17 protein-coding genes are annotated in these 20,561 nt (G+C 66.7%); 7 read left to right on the top strand and 10 right to left on the bottom strand.

Annotation, left to right across the window (positions count from 1 at the left end):
• Positions 1–9: 9 nt before the first annotated feature.
• From WKW79_RS04940 to WKW79_RS04910, 7 genes are all read right to left on the bottom strand, one after another.
• Positions 10–1,263 (bottom strand): catalase family protein, encoded by a 1,254-nt coding sequence (locus WKW79_RS04940; protein ID WP_340333999.1) that lies wholly within the window; start codon positions 1,261–1,263, stop codon positions 10–12.
• Complete coding sequence (locus tag WKW79_RS04935; RefSeq protein WP_340333998.1) at positions 1,260–2,777, bottom strand: Dyp-type peroxidase; 1,518 nt, start codon at positions 2,775–2,777, stop codon at positions 1,260–1,262. The genes WKW79_RS04940 and WKW79_RS04935 overlap by 4 nt, the downstream gene beginning before the upstream one ends.
• Entirely contained in the window at positions 2,774–4,072 is a 1,299-nt protein-coding gene (locus tag WKW79_RS04930; protein WP_340333997.1) for a hypothetical protein, read from the bottom strand. Before WKW79_RS04930 ends, WKW79_RS04935 begins: the two co-directional genes overlap by 4 nt.
• Positions 4,069–4,509 carry a hypothetical protein gene (locus WKW79_RS04925; protein WP_340333996.1) on the bottom strand — a complete coding sequence of 147 codons (441 nt, stop codon included), beginning with the start codon at positions 4,507–4,509 and terminating at the stop codon, positions 4,069–4,071. The genes WKW79_RS04930 and WKW79_RS04925 overlap by 4 nt, the downstream gene beginning before the upstream one ends.
• Before the next feature lie 60 nt (positions 4,510–4,569).
• Complete coding sequence (locus WKW79_RS04920) at positions 4,570–6,435, bottom strand: GMC family oxidoreductase (RefSeq protein ID WP_340333995.1); 1,866 nt, start codon at positions 6,433–6,435, stop codon at positions 4,570–4,572.
• 17 nt (positions 6,436–6,452) lie between these two features.
• Positions 6,453–8,975: a hypothetical protein gene (locus WKW79_RS04915; RefSeq protein ID WP_340333994.1), complete on the bottom strand. Its 2,523-nt coding sequence runs from the start codon at positions 8,973–8,975 to the stop codon at positions 6,453–6,455.
• Between the two features lie 119 nt (positions 8,976–9,094).
• Positions 9,095–10,600 carry an ABC transporter permease/substrate-binding protein gene (locus tag WKW79_RS04910; protein WP_422823817.1) on the bottom strand — a complete coding sequence of 502 codons (1,506 nt, stop codon included), beginning with the start codon at positions 10,598–10,600 and terminating at the stop codon, positions 9,095–9,097.
• A gap of 123 nt (positions 10,601–10,723) precedes the next feature.
• On the opposite strand from WKW79_RS04910, the gene WKW79_RS04905 reads away from it, so the two are divergent.
• Both WKW79_RS04905 and WKW79_RS04900 read left to right on the top strand, forming a co-directional pair.
• Complete coding sequence (locus WKW79_RS04905; protein WP_340333992.1) at positions 10,724–11,812, top strand: ROK family protein; 1,089 nt, start codon at positions 10,724–10,726, stop codon at positions 11,810–11,812.
• 34 nt (positions 11,813–11,846) lie between these two features.
• Positions 11,847–12,236, top strand: a complete 390-nt coding sequence (locus WKW79_RS04900; RefSeq protein ID WP_340333991.1) for a response regulator — start codon at positions 11,847–11,849, stop codon at positions 12,234–12,236.
• A gap of 3 nt (positions 12,237–12,239) precedes the next feature.
• On the opposite strand, the gene WKW79_RS04895 is transcribed toward WKW79_RS04900, so the two are convergent.
• Positions 12,240–13,613, bottom strand: coding sequence for a phospholipase D-like domain-containing protein (locus WKW79_RS04895; RefSeq protein WP_340333990.1), 1,374 nt, complete (start codon positions 13,611–13,613; stop codon positions 12,240–12,242).
• 467 nt (positions 13,614–14,080) lie between these two features.
• On the opposite strand from WKW79_RS04895, the gene WKW79_RS04890 reads away from it, so the two are divergent.
• Complete coding sequence (locus WKW79_RS04890; protein ID WP_340333989.1) at positions 14,081–14,344, top strand: hypothetical protein; 264 nt, start codon at positions 14,081–14,083, stop codon at positions 14,342–14,344.
• A gap of 28 nt (positions 14,345–14,372) precedes the next feature.
• Here the strand turns inward: WKW79_RS04890 and WKW79_RS04885 are convergent, their stop codons facing one another.
• Together WKW79_RS04885 and WKW79_RS04880 are read right to left on the bottom strand one after the other, a co-directional pair.
• Complete coding sequence (locus tag WKW79_RS04885) at positions 14,373–15,041, bottom strand: glutathione S-transferase family protein (protein ID WP_340333988.1); 669 nt, start codon at positions 15,039–15,041, stop codon at positions 14,373–14,375.
• Positions 15,042–15,067: 26 nt separating this feature from the next.
• Positions 15,068–16,189, bottom strand: a complete 1,122-nt coding sequence (locus tag WKW79_RS04880) for a 5-methyltetrahydropteroyltriglutamate--homocysteine S-methyltransferase (RefSeq protein ID WP_340333987.1) — start codon at positions 16,187–16,189, stop codon at positions 15,068–15,070.
• 146 nt (positions 16,190–16,335) lie between these two features.
• Here WKW79_RS04880 and WKW79_RS04875 point away from each other — a divergent pair, with 146 nt between their 5' ends.
• The 4 genes from WKW79_RS04875 to WKW79_RS04860 all read left to right on the top strand — a co-directional run bounded on the left by WKW79_RS04875 (position 16,336) and on the right by WKW79_RS04860 (position 20,527).
• Positions 16,336–17,448: an aromatic ring-hydroxylating dioxygenase subunit alpha gene (locus tag WKW79_RS04875; protein ID WP_340333986.1), complete on the top strand. Its 1,113-nt coding sequence runs from the start codon at positions 16,336–16,338 to the stop codon at positions 17,446–17,448.
• Positions 17,445–18,197: a GntR family transcriptional regulator gene (locus WKW79_RS04870; protein WP_340333985.1), complete on the top strand. Its 753-nt coding sequence runs from the start codon at positions 17,445–17,447 to the stop codon at positions 18,195–18,197. The genes WKW79_RS04875 and WKW79_RS04870 overlap by 4 nt, the downstream gene beginning before the upstream one ends.
• A 7-nt stretch (positions 18,198–18,204) precedes the next feature.
• Positions 18,205–19,200, top strand: coding sequence for a PDR/VanB family oxidoreductase (locus tag WKW79_RS04865; RefSeq protein ID WP_340333984.1), 996 nt, complete (start codon positions 18,205–18,207; stop codon positions 19,198–19,200).
• A 151-nt stretch (positions 19,201–19,351) separates the two neighbouring features.
• Positions 19,352–20,527 carry an ABC transporter substrate-binding protein gene (locus WKW79_RS04860; RefSeq protein WP_340333983.1) on the top strand — a complete coding sequence of 392 codons (1,176 nt, stop codon included), beginning with the start codon at positions 19,352–19,354 and terminating at the stop codon, positions 20,525–20,527.
• Positions 20,528–20,561: the final 34 nt, after the last annotated feature.

The following is a 20,561-nucleotide window of genomic DNA, read 5'->3' as shown; positions in this document are numbered from 1 at the left end:
TCGGCGTGTTCAAAAGGTCTCATCCCCGTTCGGCTCGTAGTGCGGCACGTCGTTCATCCGGTGCCGCAATTGCGACAGCTCCCAATACATCCGCTTGCGCGCCCGGCTCTGGTTGCCGAGCGGGCGATGCTCGGCGATGGTGTGCCACGGGTTGTAGGAAAGCCGCTTGGCAAACTGCATCTGCGCGGGCGAGTCGAAGACCTGCCTTGGCAGCCGCAGCGTGGCGACGGGGATGCGCGGCGACAGCTTCTCGGGCCACAGCACGCCGGCGTTCTCGATGGGCATGAGGTGCGGGTCGGTCTGCATCTGCATGCGCACTTCCAGCTCCACGTCACCTTCCGACAGTGCCTTGACCATGGCGTTGCGCAGGTAGTCGTCGGGCGGGCGAAACGGCAGGTTGGGTATGCGCGTTTTCTTGTTCGACTTGGGCCACACCGAATAGACCATCGCCTGGCCCTCGCCCATGAGGTAGGGCACGCAGCTGAAGTAGGGCGCCTCGAAGGGACTGCTCTGCGTCTTGATGTAGAGCGACTGCATGACGAGGTCGAGCACATGCGAGTCGTGCAGGTTCACGAAGTAGAAGACCTGCGCGTTCTTCACGCTCCACTTCTGCAACGCGGCATTGGCCTTGGCATCGGGCGTGACGAAGGTGGCGGTGGACACGCCGAACATGTCGAGCGTGTGCTTCTCCTCCTCCAGCAGCTTGGGGCCTTCGACGCCCATGAGCTTGATGCTGATGCTCATGAAGCCGACGTCGTCGATGTCGGGCGTGATGTACGGGCCCGGCCCGGAGAAGCGCACCCAGGCCTTGAAGGTCTGCGGCTTCGCATAGATGCCGCGGCGCATGTGCTCGGGCAGGTTGTCGTGCACGGTGAACTCGCCGCGGCAGATGCCCTGGGTCTTGGTGTTGCCGCCGCGCTCGAAGCCGCCGGGCTTCCACAGGTCGGTCATCTGCTGGGTGAAGCTCTGGACGATCGAGTCGGTCCAGGATTCCTCGTCGACCAGCAGGCGTTCCTCGGCGATCTTCAGGTGTTCGTCGACGCGCTTGCTGTTGATCAGCGCGGTGGTCAGGCGGGCCAGCGGATCTCTCAGCAGCGCATCGAAGGCCGGGCGCACGAAGGGGTCGAAGCGGCGCTCCAGGCGGATCAGCGCCATGCCCGTGTCGGCGACGAAGTTGCGCCAGGCCACGCCGGTGCTGGCGCGCGGCTGCGGATGGCTGGCGTTGGAGTTGGGGTCGGGCACGATGGGCGTGGTGGGATTCATGGCTGCACCTTGGACAGGTAGCGAAGGGCACGGATGCCGGGCATGAAGAAGTAGCCGCCGCCGAGCACGGTGATGAACTGTGGCAGGCCGGTCACGCGACGGTCGCAGCCGTTGGCCACGGGGATCGAGAAGCTGTCGGTGGGCGCGCCGGCCGGGTCGGGCTGCCGGTTGCCGAGTAGCGGATCGCTCTCGCCATGCAGGCTGTCGAAGCGCACGCCCGCGAGCCAGGCGCCCTGCACGAATTCGAACTGGCGCGTGATGTTGGCGGCCAGGCAGATGAAGTGCAGGCCCGTGCCGTCGTGGGCCTGGAGGTCGTCGTGACCGGGTTCGGGCGGTGCTGAGAGCGCCTGCTGCAGCGTCAGCTTGTTGCCGTACTCGCGGCCGCGGCGCAACAGGCGGTGGAAGCGCGTGGATGAGACATGGTCGTTGGCCAGCGCATCGGCATCGAAGCCCAGCGTGCGGGTGGCCCAGGAGATGAAGCCCCTCGTGCCCGGCGGCAGGTCGGCATTGCGGGGATTGCTGCGTCGGATGTGCGCGCCGATGGGGCAGTGCAGCCCTTCCTCGTCGCCGCGATAAGTGAAGGTGTTGCGCGGATCGTCCTCGCCTTCGATGCGTTCGCCGGTGGGGATGAGCGGGTCGCCGTCGATGCTGCGGCCGACCATCTCCTCGGCCAGGCGCGTGCGCGCGGCCGGGTCGCCATGCGCGGCACCGTCGACGAACTGCCAGAAGCGGCCGACGTCCTGCCGCAACTGGCGCATCACGAGATAGCTGCCGTTGCGGCCGAGGTCGGCCAGGTCGGGCTGGTCCTCGGCGCGCGGGAGCGGGGCATCGGTGTTGCGTTGGGGGTCGAGCAGCGGGCGTTCGGTGTATTCGCCGTATTCGTTGGGATAGCCCAGCACGAATTCGCCGAGACATGCGACGTTGGTGTATTCGCGCAGTTCCTGGTCGACCGCCGGGCGCTCGCGTTCCCAGTCGAGGGTGGGCTCGGAGATGCCGTCCTTGAAGCCGAAGGGTTCGAAGCCGCCCATGTCGGCGGTGGAAAGGCGCTTGACCAGGGTGAAGGCGGACGCGCAATCCGCGAGCACCTGACCCTCCCATGCGGCGAGCTCGCCTTTCATCGCGTAGAGCAGCATGAGCACGTGCGGCACGACCTCGGGTGTGTTGCCCCAGAGCCAGCGTTGCGGTCGGTTGTCGCCGACGTCGCCGAGCCGCCGCGCACGGCTGTCGTCGCTGCTCATGCCCGCGATGAACTCGGGCGAGAAGCCCTGCACGATGTCCTCCGGCACGCCGAGCGCGCGCAGGCCGGGGCAACTGAGCGCCACCTGCAGCGCAGTGGTCGGGGCCGCCTCCCGCTTCACCGCGTTGCTCACTTCGCACCGGGAAAGCCATGCGCGCGCGGCCTCCTTGTCGCGCACATCCAGCAGCAGGAAGCAGGCCTCCCTCAGCTTGCCGTAGCCGAAGGCGACCAGGCCCTGGATGTCGTCGAGGTCGACGCTGGTGTGCAACGCGCTCATAGCAGCCTCAACCACGCCAGCGCCTGCGCATCATTCATGCGCTCCGTGTCGACGCCGGCCCGGATGCGCCGGTTGCGTTCCAGGTCGCCGAGCGTGAGGCCGGGGTAGGCGCGGTACCAGACCTGCGTGGGCAACTGGTGGCGGCGCTGGTAGTGCTTGAAGCGCTGCTCGTGGCGCGCGCCGCCGCAGACGAGCCAGTCGGTGCGCGGCCAGCCGAAGCCGTTGCTGAAGACCAGATTCAGGCCCCATGCGGCCTTGTTGACGAAGTCGTCCATGTAGCTCTCGTGGCTGCCGTCGTAGTCGCTCGCGAACAGCACGCGCTGGCGGTCGTCGAGGAAGACCCAGCGGGCGAAGTGGATGGTCTGGATCCGCGCCAGGTGGCCCTTGCCGAACACATGGCGCGCCGCATAGTCGATGAGCAGCAGGATCACGGGCACCAGCGCGCGTCGGAACCAGCCCGGCTTGACGGCGCCCAGCGCGGTGAAGCTGTTGGTGAGGTCGTGGTCTTCCAACTGTTGCATGCCGAGCACGGCGGCCGGTTCCGGGCGCGGGCAGTGTTCCGGGTCGGTCTTCTCCTGCTGGCGCAGGATCACGAGAGCGACGGGCAGCACGAGTACCAGCGGCAACAGCATCAGTGGCACCACGATGAGATGGATCGCGTTGCGAAGGTCCCAGCCCGGCGGCGTGGGTTCCGGCTCGGTCAGCGGCAGGCGGCCGGCCGACTGTTCGTCCTTCACGAAGTCGAGCAGCGCCTGCCGCACCGCCTGCGGATCGGTCGGTGCGGCATGCGCGGTGCCACGCGGCACGCGCGCGGAAAGTGCCTTCTGCAAGGCGCTTTCCTCCCACACCTGGCGCACGGTGCGGCCGATGCGGTTGACGTAGTTCGTGTCCACGCGCAGGTTGTGGGACTTCATCCAGGTCAGCAAGTCGGTCGCCGTGTTGAAGCCTTCGCAGTGCGAGAAGATGCGTGCCAGGCCGCGGCCGGCGAAATGCGCGAACTCGGCCAACTGTGCATCGGCCGGTCCGTCGCACACGCCAAGGAACACGAGGTACAGCGGTGGCACCTGCGGACGCGGCAGGCCGAACAGGTCGAAGTCGGCGAGCGTCGAATCGTCGAGCAGTGCGAAGCGTGCGTAGTGCAGCTTGTTGAACCGGCCGAAGGGCAACACCGCGTTGGCCGGGTCGGCGGTGCCGGCCTTGTGCGCCAGGTTCATCTCATCGAGCAATGCGCGTAGCGCGCCTTCGCGGCCGGCAGCGACTGCGGCCAGGACCGTGAAGGGCGATTGAGGGGTCACCGTGGCTCGAACTGCAGGCAGAAATCGATCAGCCGATCCTTGTTCCAGTACACCTTGCCGAGGTAGAAGTTCGGCCCGATGAGACGGATCTCGTCGCGGATGCGCTTGGCCACGAAAGACGTGTCGGAGTAGTCGAGCACGATGCATTCCTTGTCGTCGAGCCAGCTCTTGTCCTTGTAGACGCGGGCCACGATGGCATGCACGCCGAAGGCTGAGATCTTGTTCTTGAGCACGCCTTTCTGCGCATCGAAGATCTTTCCCTGCCAGCCGAACACATTGATGATCTGCGCGATGTCATCGGAGAAGCGGGTGCCCGGCGCGACGATGGCGGTGCCCTTGGCTTCGCCGTTGGGTATGTCGCCGGCGGCGTTGGCCTTGAACAGGTCATCGAGTTGCTGCTGGTTCATGCCGAGCAGTTGCGGAACGTCGTATGCCATGAGGTGTTCTCCTTTGCGGTGAGCAGCCGGGAAGCAGTGTCAGCCGATCAATGTGGACCGTCAATTTGTCGAAAGAGGTGTGTGCGTCGCCGTGGCCAGCAGCATGTCGGCCGCCTTCTCGGCCAGCATGTAGACCGCCGCGGCAATGAAGAAGCCGGGAATCCGCGGAAAGGCCGAGGCATCCACCACGCGCAGTCGCGACACGCCATGCACCGCCAAGGTGCTGTCGAGCACGCCGCCCTGGTCACGCTCGCCGATGGGGCAGGAGCAGGAGGCGTGATGGCCCCATGCAGTGTCGCGCACGTACTGTGCGAGCGCCTCGTCGCTGTCGCAGTCGGCGCCGGGCAGGCACTCCTTGGTGATCAGGCCGCTGGCATGCAGGGGCGCTGTCAGTTCGCGCACCGCGCGGATGGCCTGCACCACGGCGTCGAGGTCGTCCTCTGCGTCATCCTCGTCGCCTTCGTCGAAATAGTGGAAGTTCACCAACGGCATGTCGAACGGATCGGCCGAGCGCAGGCGCACGCGTCCGGCGCGATTGCGCGTGTGGGCCTTGAGGATGGCCCAGGTCAGGCGGTCCGGCTCGTCGCGGATGAGGTCGGAAAACCTGGGGAAGTAGCCCTCGAAGCGGGCCAGCAGCGCCATGCAGAAGATGTCGGGCTCGTTGCCCGCGCGGTCGCTGCGGCTCACGATGCCGATGGCCGCGCCGTTGGAACCGTACATGCCGTCGCCCGATGACTTCCAGCGCTGCCACAGCGTGTCGTCCTTCTGCCAGCGCGCGCCCTGGAGCACGCCCCACGGCTGGCGCGTCTCATGCGTCACTGCGACCTCGTAGCGGTCCTGCAGGTTGCGGCCGACGCCTTGCAGGTCCACGCGCGTCTCGATGCCGTGCGCCTGCAGTTCCTCCGTGGGGCCGATGCCCGAGAGCATCAGCAGTTGCGGCGTGTTGAACGCGCCGCCGCACAGGATCACTTCGCGACGCGCGAACACCTGCCGCAATTCGCCGGGTGACTCGCTTGGAACTGGATGCGCGCGGTAGAGGTGCGCGCCCTTGCGGTACTCGATACCGCTGGCGCCACCCTGTGCATCGAACAGCACGCGCGTGGCCAGCGCATGCAGTTCGACATGCAGGTTGTCGGGGCAGCGCCGTGCCACGTCGCGCAGGCGTTCGCGCACGCCGTAGCGGCGGTGGCGCGCGGTGGCCAGCGGCGTGTAGCAAAGGCCTTCGAAACTGTCGCCGGAAGCGCGGCGTGAATTGGGGTCGCCCCAGCCGCCGCGCATCCAGTGCCAGGCGCTCGCGAGCGGGTTCGGCAGGTTGCGGGTGAAGGTGCCGATGGTGTCGCGCAGGGCGCGCATCAGGCCGTCGTCATGCAGCACCGACAGCGGCATCGACTTCTCGGTGCGCAGCCAGCCGCCCCAGCCGTGGCCGGTCGGGTCGATGCCGAGGTGGCGGATGGCGCGCCATACCGGCCGGTGCCGGCAGTTCTCGATGCGCTGGGCATAACGCCGCATGCGTGATGCCTGCCAGGATACGTCGCCTGTGAGCCGAGCGATCTCGTCCCAGTCGGAGTCGTGCGGCGGCATGAAGATCATCGCGTTGTGCACCGTGCAGCCGCCCAGCGCGGCGGCGCGCGGGTAGAGGACGCCCTGGCCGGCGCGGTACTTGGGGTCGCGCGCCTGGCGCTGCTCGTCCTCGTAGTGGCGCACGTGGAAGTTCCAGGCCATCGCGGGGTTCTCGCAAGCGAAGGCATGGAAGGCCGGCACGTCGTAGTCGTCGGGCAGGCGCTCGCCCTCGGCGCGTGGATCACCGCCGGCTTCCAGCACGAACACGCGCATGCCGGACTCGGCCAGCCGCGCCGCCAGCACGCCGCCGCCCGCGCCGGAACCGACGATCACGTAGTCCCATTCGGAGGTCTGACCATCGGTCATGTGCGGTGGGCGCACAGTCAGAAAGTCTTGAGGAAAGCGATGAGCGCCTTCTTGTCGTCGTCGCTCAGCACGGGCTCCTCGCCGAAGGCGCGCTCGTCCGCACTCAGGCCGGCCTGGTTGTTGAACTCGGCCGTGCCGAAGTAGTGGCCGCGGTTGACCACGAAGTCGGGGCACTTGCTCAGCTCCAGCAAGGGCTCGCGCAGGTCGCTGAAGTGCTTGCGCAGTTGCTCGTCGGTGGCGTTGGCCGGGGCCGAGAGCAGGTCGCCCTTCATCTTGAGCGCGAGCTTGCCGAGCTTGGCCGCGTGGCCGGCCTTGTCGGTGAGGCCGCCTTCTTCCGCGCGCAGGCGCAGGTTGGCCAGCAGGTTGATCGGCATGCCCTTGGGGATGGGGCCGAGGTCCACGTCGCCGCCGGCCGACACCAGGCCGGGCAGCCAGCGGTGCAGCGTGCCTTGCAATGGTTGCAAGCTCTCGGGCACGAAGCCGACCGGGATGGTCACGCTGCTGCGCTCGGTGGTGCGATCGATGGTGCCGTTGACCTTGTTGCCGAGCTCGGAATCGCGCTCGCGCTTCTCGGGCCACAGCATCTGTTCGATCGATGCATCGAAGACCTTCACGCGTGCCTCCACCGAGGGGTTGATGTCGAAGGGACCGACCGAGTTGTTGAGCAGGAAAGGGGCGGTCGACCAGAGGCCGATCAGTGAGGGCACGCGCGTGTAGCCGCGTCCGCCCGCCGGCATCACGTAGGGGCGCGGGTCGCCGGTGAAGGGGTCGGCCACCGTCACGGTGCCGATGGAGGGGAGCGACTTGTAGGTGCTCGACGAGAAGTTGTCCCAGATGTTGCCGGCCAGCGCGTTGGTGGCGAGCGGACTGCAGAGGTTGGTGCGCAGCAGGGTGGCGGGAATGCGCACCTCGGTCGAGAGGTAGTTGTTCTCGAGGAAGTCCGGCGCCTGCACGATGGCGCGCATCTTGGCCTTGTAGTCGTCGGTCTGGGTCCAGGCCCAGTACTTCTTGAAGCAGTCGAGGTAGCCGGGGCCGGCGCATTGGGCGGGCGGGAGATCCACCGCGAGCGGCGGCGCCTTGCTGGAGTGGCAGCGCGCGCAGGTGTCGGCGAAGGCGATCTTGCCCTTGTCGAGCGTGGCCGCATCGGCTGTGAGGTACTTGTCGCCGCCGGGTGCGTCCTTCAGATGGTCGGGCCGGGCAGCCTTGAGGAAGAACAGGGCGGTCGCGGGCGTGCCGAGTTCGGTGGCCTGCCAGTAGCTCGAGTTCTTCTGCGCATCGGCGATCTTGATCGGCGTGATGGTCTTGCCGCCGACCACCGCGTTGAAGTGCAACAGCCATTCCTCGCTGAACAGGCCGATGTTGAGGTACACGCGGTTGAGCGCGCCGAGCAGGCCGACCGAATCGGCGCCGTCCTTCAGAACGTGCGGTGTCTTCACGGTCTGGTCGGCCTTCGAATAGAACTCGGTCAGCGGGCCGCTGTCGAGGAAGTCGTTGAACTGCTTGTTGTCGCGTTCGCCGCCCGCGAGCTTTTCCTGGCCGAGGCGCTTGGCCAGGCCCATGCGGTCGGGGAAGTCGTACACCGCGTTCATGGTGCGCGGGTTGTTGATGCTGTCGGTGGAGACCAGCGAGGTGTCCATCGAGCCGGGCCGGAAGGTGTGGGCCAGCTGGTACATGAAGTTCCTGCGGCCTTCGGGCTTGTTGGCATTGTGGATGAAGAGGCGGTCCACCCACATGTACTGCGCGCCGACGGAGGAGCTGAGGTTCTCCCACTTCGGTGCGTTGGCATCGGCCGGCGGCTTCACCGGGCTCGGCCCGAGGTGGCAAAACCCGCAGGACATGCCGATGCGGAAGGGGCGCACCAGGTCCGCGCGGTTGTAGTAGTTGGGATCGGTGTAGTACTTGTCGGCGTCCCACGCCTTGGCGGCCTTCTCGTCGAAGTCCGGGTTGGGAAAGAGCCGCAGGCCGGCGATGCCGGTGGCATAGCCGTAGTAGGAGCCGACCGGCAAGTTGGTGCCATCGCCGAGCGGCTTGCCGCGCGCGCCGATGGCCACGCCGGGATACTTCGTTTCGTTCTCGAAGGGATCGGGCGCGCAGCCCTTGTCACGCACGTCGAGCCAGAGGCCGCGCCTTGCCGGATCCGGGCCGGTGGCCTTGCTGAAGCAGGGTTCGTTGACCAGGCCGAAGTACTCCCAGCGATTGGCCCTTGAATAGCCCTGCGTGGGGTGCGAGCTGATGATCTTCAGGAGGTCGAAGGCACCGTAGGTGTAGTCGGTCATCTTGTTCCAGAAGCGATCGTTGCCGCCGCTCCAGACCAGCCACATGTTGCGGCCCTTGACCTCATCGGGAGAGAGTGCGATGCCGCCGTCCATGTCCTTGAAGAAGTCCTCGTCGGCATGCGGGAAGGACTTGGCGTCGCGCTTGGCGAGCATGGCTTCGTCGAGCACGGTGCCGGGCTCGGGTTCGTTCTTCGAGCAGCCGGCCATGAGCGCGCATGTCAGCAGCGGGACCAGGCTTGCGCGTGTCCAGGAATGCTTGTTCACTGCAACCCTCCTGCGCGTTTGTCCATGCAAAAGCACGGTCGCAATCGCCGGGAAAGTTTGTTCGCGAGGGTGGGCCGCGTCTATCGGCCATGCGCGCTAACGCAAAGGGCGTAAGGGGTTCAGGCCGCGCGCCGCAGCCAGTGCTCGATGCCTTCGAACACCACTTCGCTCAGCAACGCCAGTGCCGCCGCGGGCAGCGCACCGGCGATCAGCAAGCCGCTGTCGTTCAAGGCCAGTCCGGTCACGATGCGCTCGCCGAACCCTCCCGCGCCGATGAAGGCGGCGATGGTCGCAGTGCCGATGGCGATGGTGGTCGCGGTGCGCACGCCGGCGATGATGGTCGGGAAGGCCAGCGGCAACAGCACCGCACGCATGCTCTGCGGATGCGTCATGCCCAGCGCGGTGCCGGCCTGGCGCAGGCCGACGGGCACTTCGGCCAAGCCGGTCACGGTGTTGCGCATGATCGGCAGCAGCGCGTAGAGCGTGAGCGCGATCAACGCGGGCAGCGTGCCGATGGCGCCGATCCACGAGATCAGCAAGGCCAGCAAGGCCAGCGAAGGCACGGTCTGCAACAGCCCGGTCGCGCCCAGCACGATGGCGCGCACACGCGTGTAGGGGAACACCAGCACGCCCAGCGGCACTGCGATCAATATCGCGCAGCCGACCGACACGGCCACCAGCAGCAGGTGCTGCCGTGCCAGCCTGGCGAGGTCGTCGCCGAACAGCTTGGCGACCCATCCGCGCTGCGCGTCCTTCGCGCCGGCCTTGCCGCTGCCGGCGATGAAGTCCTTGGCAATCACGTCGAAAGGCACGCTCTGCAATTCGGCACGGGCGTTCATGGCGATCATGGCGCGCTCATCGATGCGGCCTTCCAGCTTCTGCAACGCGGCCCAGGCCTGGGGCAGCCGTCGGGGCAGGTCGAGCTTGTAGAGCAGCACGGCGTCATAGCGCGGGAAGTATTGCTTGTCGTCCTGCAGCACGCGCAGGCCCAGGTGGTCGATCTTGGCGTCGGTGGTGTAGATGTCCATCACGTCGATCTGCTTCGCCGCGATGGCGTCGTAGGCCAGGCCGTGGTCCAGGCCGGTGGGCTGCTGGGTGAAGCCGTAGCGCGTGGCGAGGCCCTTCCACCCGTCGGCCCGCCCTATGAATTCGTTGGAGAGCCCGAGTTTCAGATCCGCGTGTTTCGCGAGGTCGCTCAAGGACTTGATGCCGAGCCGTTCGGCATCGGCCGCGCGCATGGCCAGCGCATAGCCATCGTTGAAGCCCAGCGGCACGCCCACGGCCAGGCCCTTGGGCGCGAGCGCGGCGTTCATCTCGTCGCGCGTCATCGGGCCCGTGTGCTGCAGGATCTCCAGCGCGATGGTGCCGGTGTATTCGGCATACAGGTCGATGCCGCCAGAGCGCAGCGCCTCGTAGACGATGGCGGTGTTGCCCAGGCCCTGTCGGACCACGGGCGGCTGCTTGAGCTGCGGCGCTGCGGTCTGCGCAATGATCTCCGCGAGGATGTAGGACTCGGTGAATCGCTTGGAGCCGACGCGCAGCGTGTCGGCGTCCTGAGCATGTGCGCCCAGCGCCAGGCAGACCAAGCCCCACGCCAGCGCGGCAACGCGCCAGGTTCGGATCATCGACATCCAGTGTGGCATCAAGGCAGTGTATAGATTTGGCGGCTTTCAGGCGTCCTTCCTACACGGCGCGGCGCGGCACGCCGATGGTGCGGCGGCACCAGGCATGTGCATATTGCGAGACTCATGAAAAATCCCAAGCGCCGCACTGCTCCGGAAGCATCACCGCCCGCCGCTGCCGCACCGGCGCATGGTGCGACCGATTTGCCATCGGTGGTGGTGCAGAGCTACAGCCTCGAACTGCGCGACGCCGAGGGTTTCGTCGGCGACAACGCCAGCCAGACCGCGTTCCGGGAACTGCTCGACAAGTGGCGCAAGCGCGTCTCGCGCCGCAGCGACGATCCGCTCGGCGACGAGCCCTCGGCCGAATTGAGCAAGACGGAGATCGATGCCAAGCTGAACAGCAAGACCAATGAGGCCGCCTCCGACGTCGTGCAGGCCGCGATCGAGGAATTCTCGGTGGAACTGGCGCACGTGATCCGGCGCCACCTGCGGCAGAAGACCTGGAAGAACGTGCGGCGCATCGTCATCGGTGGCGGCTTTCCCAAGAGCGACGCGGGCGAGCGGGCCATCCTCCAGGCAGCCGCGATGCTGCACGTCGAGGGCGTGAAGGTCGAACTCGCGCGACTGCGCCACGAGCCTGACGAGGGCGGCCTGCTGGGCTGGCTGCACCTGGCGCCGCCCGACATCCTGGCCGACTACGACGCCATCCTCGCCGTCGACATCGGCGGCACCAACGTGCGTTGCGGCATCGTCAAGCCGCGGCAGGCCAAGGCGGCCGACCTGTCGAAGGCGAAGGTGCTGAAGTTCGACAAGTGGCGCCATGCGGACGACGACCCGAAGCAGAAGGACCTGCTCGCCGGCATCGTCGAGATGCTCGAGCGCAACATGCGGCGGGCGCGGCGCAAGGGCCTGCGGCTCGCGCCTTTCATCGGGATTGGCTGCCCGGGGATGATCCGGCCCGACGGGGCCATCGCGCGCGGCGCGCAGAACCTGCCGGGCGACTGGGAGCGCGCGACTTTCCACCTGCCGAGCCACGTGGAGCAGAAGATCCCGGTCATCGACGGCCGCAGGACCACGGTGATGCTGCACAACGACGCAGTGGTGCAGGGCCTGAGCGAACTGCCCTTCATGCAGGACGTGAAGCGCTGGGGCGTGCTGACCATCGGCACCGGGCTGGGCAACGCGAGCTTTCGCAACCGCCATGCCGGTTGAACTTACACTGCCGAAAACAAAAGCATCCAGCACCGTGGCCCTCATCACGTTCCTCGTCGAAGACAACCCGACCATCCGGGACAACCTCATTCCCGCGCTGGAGGACATGGTCAACGCCAGCATCGTCGGCGTCGCGGAGACCGAAGCCGAGGCCGCCGACTGGCTGGCCACGCATGAAGACGAATGGCAACTGGCCATCGTCGACCTGTTCCTCAAGGAAGGCTCGGGCCTGGGCGTGCTGGCCAGTTGCCGCGAGCGCCGTCAGAACCAGCGGGTGGTGGTGCTGACCAACTATGCGACCCAGGACATCCGCGAGCGCTGCCTCAAGCTGGGCGCGGATGCGGTGTTCGACAAGTCGAATGAGCTGGATGCGTTCCTGGATTTCTGCAACAGGGACAGGCCGTCGAGCTTCGCTGTGCTCTGACTTTCAGAGCTGGAATGCCACGGTAAGAAGCAAGCCCTCCGCCAGGTCGCGCGTGAGCCCCGGCCGACGCGCCCGGTAAGGTTCGCCCGCGGAGGCGACCGTTTCGATCCACTGCGCGAGCCACTCGATCTGTTCCGGCCCGTAGAACAGCACGCTGGCCTCGTGGTTCAGCAGCAGGCTGCGCAAGTCCAGGTTGATCGAACCGCACATGGCCATGTCGTCGTCCACCACCACCGCCTTGGCATGCACCATGAACGGCAGCATGCGGAAGGTGACGCCGGCGCGCGCCAGGTCGCGCATGGCGCGGGCGCGCACGAAGTCCGCGAGTGGGTGATTGGACCGTGCCGGCATCGCGACGGTCACCTGCACGCCGCGGCGCGCCGCCAATCGCAGCGCGTCGCGCAGGCTGTCGCCGGGCACGAAGTAGGGCGTGATGGCCAGCAGCCGATGCTCGGCCCGGAAGCAGGCGCCGACGAGCAGGGCCAGGGCGGTGTCCTCGGTCTGGTCGGGGCCGCTTGGCAAATATTGCGTGAGGGGACCGTCGGCGGGTTCCGCCGTGGGCGCCGGCCCGCGTGCCTTGCTGTTGCGGACGGACGCCCAGTCGTGGTCGAACTGGCGGGCGGCGGCGGCGGCGGTGCTGCCGCGCAGGTCGAAGCTGAGGTCAAGCCATGCCACGGGATGCGCCTCGTTGCCGAGGAAGTACTCGCCGGCCAGGTTGCGTCCGCCGCACCAGAGCCACTGGTCGTCGGCGATGGTGGCCTTGCGGTGGTTGCGCAGGTTGCGCGGGCCGGTGCGGCGCAGGGTGAAGAAGGGGCGGAACACGGCGACCTCGCCACCGGCCGCGCGCAGGTCGTTGAAGTGGCCGTGCGGCAGCGACAGCGCGCCAAAGCCGTCGAGCAGTACGCGAACCGCGACCCCATCGCGCGCGCGATGGGTGAGACGCTCCAGAACGTCGCGGCCGAAGGCGTCGTTGCCGATGATGAAGGTGCCGACGTCGAGTCGCCGCTTCGCGCCGGCGATGACCTCGAACAGCGCGTCGCGTGCGGCTGCGCCATCGGCATGCATGCGAACGTCGGAATATCCGGGTGGCGCGAGGCCGAAGCTTTCGACGAGATCGGCGGCCCAGTGTTCGGTGTCGATGGAGCGGGGCGGGCGAGGCGAACCGGCGGGGCGGAGCTTGCGCTGGCCGAACAGCAGGAAGGCGGGCAGCGCGACGTAAGGGATCACCAACATGCCCATGACCCAGGCGATGGCGGTGGTCGGCGCACGCTGGTCGCGCCGTGTGCGAGTTATCAGAACGTAGATGAGCAGCGCGGTCGAGACCACCAGGAAGTGCTGGGACGGGCTCGGCAACCAGGGGAACAAGGCGCTGTGCATGGCGCGAAGTTTCGCGCACGGGGCGGTTTGCGCGCTAGGTGCTTATGCCTCTGTCGTTTGGGGGATATGGGGGTGGGTGCGCGATTGCGTTGGGTCTTTGGGTCGTTGGTGAGAGCGCCCGGTACGCGGTGCGGGCCGGGCGACCCTACTGCACCGGCCCCTTCGGGGCTCCCCTCCAGTGCTCGCATTTCGCGGGGTCCACATGAACTCGCTTCGCTCAAACAGCATGTGGCCCTGATCCGCGAAATGCTGCGCGCTTCGGCGGCGCAGAAGGGATCGACCGTCCCGCACCGCGTACCGGGCTTGGGGGTGATCGAACGCCTCGCGCTTTGGGGAGGTGGCTGCCCTCACCCCGGCCCTCTCCCGGAGGGAGAGGGAGGAAGAGGGGGAGGGGCGGCCCATCGAAAAAGAGAACGCATTCCGAGGTTGCTGCAACTCAGTGGCAGACAGACCCAAAGGAGTACGACATGGAAACCAATCTTCGCCCCGTCAACGTCATTCGTGCAGAACTGGCCCGCGCGAAGGATGTGCTTTCCGCCTTGGGCCTCGACACCAAGGGCACCGCCTACGGCATGGCCCTCCACCGCGTCATGCGCCTGGCCGAGGAGCTGTACATCGCAGAAGACGAAGCCGAGCGCATGGCGGAGGCCGTCGCCTTGAAATGGATCTATCGGTACGTTGGCGGCAGGGTGCTGGCGATCGACGAAGGCAACGCGCGCAAGTGGCCGTGATTGCCCACGGGCACAAGTCCACCACAACCTACAGCAACTCTTGCAGGAACTCGGGAACGCCGCGCCGGTGGGCGTGAAGAAATTTCATCATCGGTCCGACCACCGCGCGCACCGCCGGACGCCGGCCGACCCGGCCGCGCCAGGCTACGAGGCGCGGCGTGTCTGCGGTCATGCCCGCGCCCTTGCGGTCGGCGAAGACATGGGCCATGTAGAAGGCAATGTCGGCGTACCCGTACTCGCCAGCAAGATGGTCGTCCCGCGCCAGCCGCTGTTCCATCAGCGCGTAGTGATGCGCGCATGCAGCGCATGCGGCCACTGCGGGCGGGCTCTGCATGGCGTCTTGCAAGCCGAACAGCTTGACCACCTGGGGGAAGAAGACCTCGTCGGAGAGGTGCTCCAGCAGCCGTGCATTGGCTCGTGCGGCAGCGCCGGCAGGCCACAACGCTGGCTGCGGCTTCAGGTCCTCGAAGTACTCGAAGATCTGCGTCGAGTCGAAGATCTCGACATCGCCGTCGATCAGCACCGGCACCTGCTGCTTCGGGTTGATGCGCAGCACCTCGGGGTGCTTCGGCAGGTAACGGTCATCGGTGTCGAAGGGCACCATGACCAGGTCGAAGGCCAGCCCTTTCTCAAGGGCGGCGATCTGCGCCTTGGCGCCGAACATGCTGAGCGGGCCGGAGAACAATTGCATCGTCATCCTCCGACTTCACCAGAATCAGGCGCTCAGGTCGAGCCCCAGACCTCTTGCGCCGTCTCGACCACCAGCCTCAACTTATTGCGCTGTGCTTCGACCGCGATGTTGTTGCCGTGCACCGTGCTGGAGAAGCCGCACTGCGGCGACAGCGCCAACTGGTCCAGCGAGGCGTACTTGCTGGCGTCCTCGATGCGACGCTTGAGTTCGTCCTTGTCTTCCATCTCGCCGAACTTGGTCGTCACCAGGCCCAGCACCACCGTCTTGCCCTTGGGCAGGTAGCGCAGCGGCTTGAAGTCGCCGGAGCGCGCGTCGTCGTATTCCATGAAATACGCGTCCAGGTCCATCTCCTTCAGCAGCGCCTCGGCCACCGGCTCGTAGTTGCCGGCCGCCGCATGCGTGCTCTTGAAGTTGCCGCGGCACAGGTGCATCGCGAGCAGCATGCCTGGCGGCTTCTGTGCGACGACCTTGTTGATGAACTTGGCATAGCGGTGCGGCAGTTCGTTGGGGTCGTCGCCGCGCTGGCGAGCGGCTTCGCGCATCTTCTCGTCGCAGAGGTAGGCGAGGTTGGTGTCGTCCATCTGGACGTAGGTGCAGCCGGCCGCGGCCAGCGAGCGCAGTTCGTCGCCGTAGGCCTTGGCCACGTCGTCGTAGAAATCAGGCTCCAGCTCCGGATAGGCCACCTTGCTGATGCCGGCACGGCCGCCGCGGAAGTGCAGCATGGTCGGCGAGGGGATCGTGACCTTCGGCGTGTTGCCGGCCGAGACCTGCGTCTTGAGGTACTGGAAATCGGCCAGCTGGATCTGCTTCGCATGGGTCACCTTGTCGATCACGCGCATCACCGGCGGCGCCAGTTCCTCGGTGCCGTCGGGCTTGCGGATGGTCACCGGGATGTCGGTCTTCACGCCGCCCAGTTGCTCCAGGAAATCGATGTGGAAATAGGTGCGGCGGAACTCGCCGTCGGTGATGCTCTTCAGGCCGATGTCTTCCTGGAACTTCACGATCTCGGTGATCGCCTTGTCTTCGACCAGCCGAAGCTGCTCGGGCGTGATCTCCCCCTTGGCCTTCTGCTCGCGTGCTTCGAGCAGGTACTTGGGGCGCAGGAAACTGCCGACGTGGTCGAAGCGCGCAGGCAGCATGGCGTGTTGGGACATGAATATCTCCGTGTGTGAATCAGCGTGAGCGATGGATGGTAGCGGCTTCTGTGAAGCTTTGAATGAATACATTGAAGTCAGTGTTTACCCTCTAATTAAGCGATTTGACTGGGAATTTGGCGCCTTAATGTATACATTGCGAATCCATGAACACCTCACCCAGCTTCCCCTTGAACGCCTGGTATGCGGCGGCCTATGACGTCGAAGTGAAGCATGCGCTGCTGCCCCGCACCGTCTGCAACCAGAAGCTGGTGCTCTACCGCCAGTCCGGCGGCGAGGTTGCGGCGCTGGAAGATGCCTGCTGGCACCGGCTGCTGCCGCTGTCGATGGGGCGGCTGGAAGGCGACGAGGTGGTCTGCGGCTACCACGGCCTGGCGTACAACAGCCAGGGCCGCTGCACCTTCATGCCGAGCCAGGAGACGCTCAACCCGTCCGCCTGCGTGCGCGCCTATCCGGTCGTCGAGAAGCACCGTTTCGTCTGGATCTGGCCCGGCGACCCGGCCAAGGCCGACCCGGCGCTGGTGCCCGACATGCACTGGAACGACGACCCGGCCTGGGCCGGCGACGGCAAGATGATCCGCGTGGCCTGCGACTACCGGCTGGTCGTCGACAACCTCATGGACCTGACGCACGAGGCCTTCGTGCATGGCAGTTCGATCGGCAACCGCGCCGTGGCGGAGGCGCCTTTCGTGGCCACGCACGGCGACCGTTCGGCCACCGTGACGCGCTGGATGGAGAACATCGATGCGCCGCCGTTCTGGGCCGGACAGATCCGCCATGCGCGCGACTACGTCGGCAAGGTGGACCGCTGGCAGATCATCCGTTTCGAAGGACCGTGCACCGTCAACATCGACGTGGGTGTGGCGGAGGCGGGCAGCGGCGCGGTGCCCAAGGGCCAGGGCGACAAGGGCGACCGCAGTCGTGGCGTCAACGGTTATGTGCTCAACACCATCACGCCGGAGACCGACAAGACCTGCCTCTACTTCTGGGCCTTTGCTCGCAACTATTGCACCGGTGAGCAGCGCCTGACGCATGAGTTGCGCGAGGGCGTGGCGAACATCTTCCGCGAGGACGAGCATGTGCTCGAGGCGCAGCAGCGCGCCATCGACGAGCGTCCCGACTATGCGTTCTACAACCTCAACATCGATGCCGGCGCGATGTGGGCGCGGCGCCTGATCGATCGCATGGTGGAGCGCGAGCAGCCCAAGCGGCCGACCATTCCGATCCAGGCCGCGGCCCCGGCCGGGGTGGGGCGGTGAGCGCCACGACGGAACTGGGCGAAGCCGGCGCATCGCAAGCCGTCAAGGCCCAGTTGCGCCTGCGCGAGATGGTGCTGGCCGGCGAACTGCCCGGCGGCTCACGCATCGCGGAAGTCGCCATCTCCGAACAGTTGGGCGTCTCGCGCACGCCCGTGCGCTCGGCCCTGATGCGGCTCGAACAGGAAGGCCTGCTCGAAAGCCTGCCCAACGGCGGCTATGCGGTGCGCACCTTCTCCGAGCGCGACGTGTCCGACGCCATCGAACTGCGCGGCACGCTCGAAGGGTTGTCGGCCCGGCTCGCGGCCGAGCGCGGCGCAGCGCCCGTGGTGCTGCGCGAGGCCCGCGCCTGTCTGCAGCGCATCGACGAACTGCTGCGCGAACCCGCGCTCGACGACGCGGCCTTCTCGCGCTACGTCACGTTCAACGCGCAGTTCCACGCGCTGCTGTCCGAGCTGTCCGGCAGCCCGGTGATCGCGCAACAACTGGAGCGCATCAGCAACCTGCCGTTCGCATCGCCTTCCGGCTTTGTCGTGGTCCAGGCCAATTCGCCAGCGGCGCGCGACATGCTGCTGATCGCGCAGGACCAGCACTGGCAGGTGCTCGACGCGATCGAGTCGCGCGAAGGTTCGCGTGCCGAAGCGCTGATGCGCGAGCACAGCCGCATCGCGCAACGCAATCTGCGCGAGGCGCTGCATGGCGTCCACACCCACCCCTTGCCGGGCGTTCAACTGATCCGTCGACGCAGCTGAAGCAACCATGAAGAGTTCCTCCAACTGGCGAGCCGCACGCGTCGAGGCGCTGCGCGACATCACGCCCACCGTTCGCGAATTCACCATCCGCCCGCAGGACGCGCACGACATCAGCGCCGACTGGTCGCCGGGCAGCCACATCGAAGTCGAGCTGTTGCGCGACGGCCGGCCGATCAAGCGCTCGTACTCCCTCGTCGGCACGCCCGATGGCGAGTGCTTCCGCATCGCCGTCAAGCGCCTGGACGAAGGGCAGGGCGGCTCGCGCGCGATGTGGCAGCTTGCGGTGGGCGACCGCTTGCAGGTGAACGGCCCGCGCAACCATTTCGGCCTGGACCTGAATGCGCCCGCCTATCTGCTCGTGGCGGGCGGCATCGGCATCACGCCCATGCTGCACATGGCGCAGCACCTGCGTGCGCGCAAGGGAAGCCAGGCGCCGCTGCGCATGGTCTATGGCGCGCATGAAGAAGCCGAGCTGGCCTACCGCCCGCTGCTGGGCGAGCTGCTGGGCGACTCCTTCGCCGAGTTTGTGGGCTCGCAGGGGAAGCACATCGACGTCGCTGGCGAGATCGCGGCGTTGCCCCCCGGCGGCCAGATGTACGTCTGCGGCCCGGTGCCGATGCTCGATGCGGTGCGTCGCCAATGGGCCGCCTCAGGCCGGCCCATTGCCGACCTGCGTTACGAGACCTTCGGTAGCAGCGGTCGCTTCGCGCCCCAACCCTTCCGCGTCGAGGTGCCTCGCCAGGGCATCGACATCGTCGTGCCGGCCGACAGCAGCATGATGGATGCGCTCCACGCGGTGGGCGTGCAGACGCTGCACGACTGCAAGCGCGGCGAATGCGGCCTCTGCGCGGTCGACGTGCTCGCGCTCGATGGCGAGATCGACCACCGCGACGTCTTCCTCAGCGAGCACGAGAAGGCGAGCAACGAGCGCATCTGCACCTGCGTGTCGCGCGTGGTCGGTTCGATCTCGATCGACTCGGCGTACCGTCCGGAGGACGACTGATTTGCGCGATCATCGCGCAACTGGTTCGAGAATCGCACAGAATCGACCCCCCGCCGGATTCGACTAGGGAATAGCCACAGCCCCCACGCCGAAACACTTGTTCACAATAAAGCACACTCTCACCTTTTCGCCCACTGGAGGATTTCCCGCCATGCAACGTCGCCATCTGATCCACGCCGTCGGCCTGACTGCCGTCGCACTTGCCCTTCCCCTGGCAGCACAGGCCCAGGACAACGTGTTCAAGATCGGCCTGATCCTGCCGATGACCGGCCAGCAAGCGTCGACCGGCCGCCAGATCGAAGCGGCAGCCAAGCTCTACATGGCGCAGAACGGCGACACGGTCGCGGGCAAGAAGATCCAGCTGATCGTCAAGGACGACACGGCCACGCCCGACGTCACCAAGCGCCTGGCGCAGGAACTCATCGTCAACGACAAGGTGAACGTGATCGCCGGCTTCGGCGTCACGCCGGCCGCATTGGCCGCCGCGCCGCTGGCCACGCAATCGAAGACGCCGCAGGTCGTGATGGCGGCCGCCACCTCAAGCATCACCGAAGCATCGCCCTACATCGTGCGCACCAGCTTCACGCTGCCACAGGTGTCGGTGGCCATGGGTGACTGGGCGCCAAAGAACGGCATCAAGTCGGTGGTCACGCTGGTGAGCGACTACGGCCCCGGCAACGATGCCGAGAAGTACTTCAGCGAACGCTTTGCCTTGAATGGCGGCAAGGTCATCGAGAAGCTGCGCGTGCCGCTGCGCAACCCGGACTTCGCACCCTTCCTGCAAAAGGTGCGTGACGCCAAGCCCGATGCGCTGTTCGTCTTCGTGCCCTCGGGCGCCGGCTCGGCGGTGATGAAGCAGTTCCTGGAACGCGGCATGGACAAGGCCGGCATCAAGCTGATCGGCACCGGCGACGTGACCGATGACGATCAACTCAACGACATGGGCGACGGCGCACTGGGCGTCGTGACCACGCACCACTACTCGGCGGCGCATCCGTCGGCCGCGAACAAGAAGTTCGTCGAGGCCTTCATGAAGGCCAACAAGGGCATGCGCCCCAACTTCATGGCCGTCGGCGGCTATGACGGCATGCGCGTGATCTACGAGGCGCTCAAGCAGACCAAGGGCCAAGGCGGCGGCGATGCGCTGCTGGCCGCGATGAAGGGCCAGGTCTTCGAAAGCCCGCGCGGCGAAGTGCTGATCGACGCGCAGACCCGAGACATCGTGCAGGACGTGTACCTGCGCAAGGTCGAGAAGAAGGACGGACAGCTCTACAACGTCGAATTCGACGTGCTGAAGGCTGTGAAGGATCCGGGCAAGGCGAAGTAACTACGGCCGTCGGAATGCGGACTTGACCGGCCGC

This window comes from Variovorax robiniae, assembly GCF_037889955.1.
Lineage (GTDB): Bacteria > Pseudomonadota > Gammaproteobacteria > Burkholderiales > Burkholderiaceae_C > Variovorax > Variovorax robiniae.
This window is presented reverse-complemented; position numbering and strand designations above follow the sequence as displayed.

Bases quoted from the DNA above. Each gene is read 5' to 3' on its own strand.
- WKW79_RS04940 (WP_340333999.1), bottom strand. From the start codon at position 1,263: ATGAATCCCACCACGCCCATCGTGCCCGACCCCAACTCCAACGCCAGC.
- WKW79_RS04935 (WP_340333998.1), bottom strand. From the start codon at position 2,777: ATGAGCGCGTTGCACACCAGCGTCGACCTCGACGACATCCAGGGCCTG.
- WKW79_RS04925 (WP_340333996.1), bottom strand. From the start codon at position 4,509: ATGGCATACGACGTTCCGCAACTGCTCGGCATGAACCAGCAGCAACTC.
- WKW79_RS04920 (WP_340333995.1), bottom strand. From the start codon at position 6,435: ATGACCGATGGTCAGACCTCCGAATGGGACTACGTGATCGTCGGTTCC.
- WKW79_RS04910 (WP_422823817.1), bottom strand. From the start codon at position 10,600: ATGATCCGAACCTGGCGCGTTGCCGCGCTGGCGTGGGGCTTGGTCTGC.
- WKW79_RS04905 (WP_340333992.1), top strand. From the start codon at position 10,724: ATGAAAAATCCCAAGCGCCGCACTGCTCCGGAAGCATCACCGCCCGCC.
- WKW79_RS04895 (WP_340333990.1), bottom strand. From the start codon at position 13,613: ATGCACAGCGCCTTGTTCCCCTGGTTGCCGAGCCCGTCCCAGCACTTC.
- WKW79_RS04890 (WP_340333989.1), top strand. From the start codon at position 14,081: ATGGAAACCAATCTTCGCCCCGTCAACGTCATTCGTGCAGAACTGGCC.
- WKW79_RS04885 (WP_340333988.1), bottom strand. From the start codon at position 15,041: ATGACGATGCAATTGTTCTCCGGCCCGCTCAGCATGTTCGGCGCCAAG.
- WKW79_RS04880 (WP_340333987.1), bottom strand. From the start codon at position 16,189: ATGTCCCAACACGCCATGCTGCCTGCGCGCTTCGACCACGTCGGCAGT.
- WKW79_RS04875 (WP_340333986.1), top strand. From the start codon at position 16,336: ATGAACACCTCACCCAGCTTCCCCTTGAACGCCTGGTATGCGGCGGCC.
- WKW79_RS04865 (WP_340333984.1), top strand. From the start codon at position 18,205: ATGAAGAGTTCCTCCAACTGGCGAGCCGCACGCGTCGAGGCGCTGCGC.
- WKW79_RS04860 (WP_340333983.1), top strand. From the start codon at position 19,352: ATGCAACGTCGCCATCTGATCCACGCCGTCGGCCTGACTGCCGTCGCA.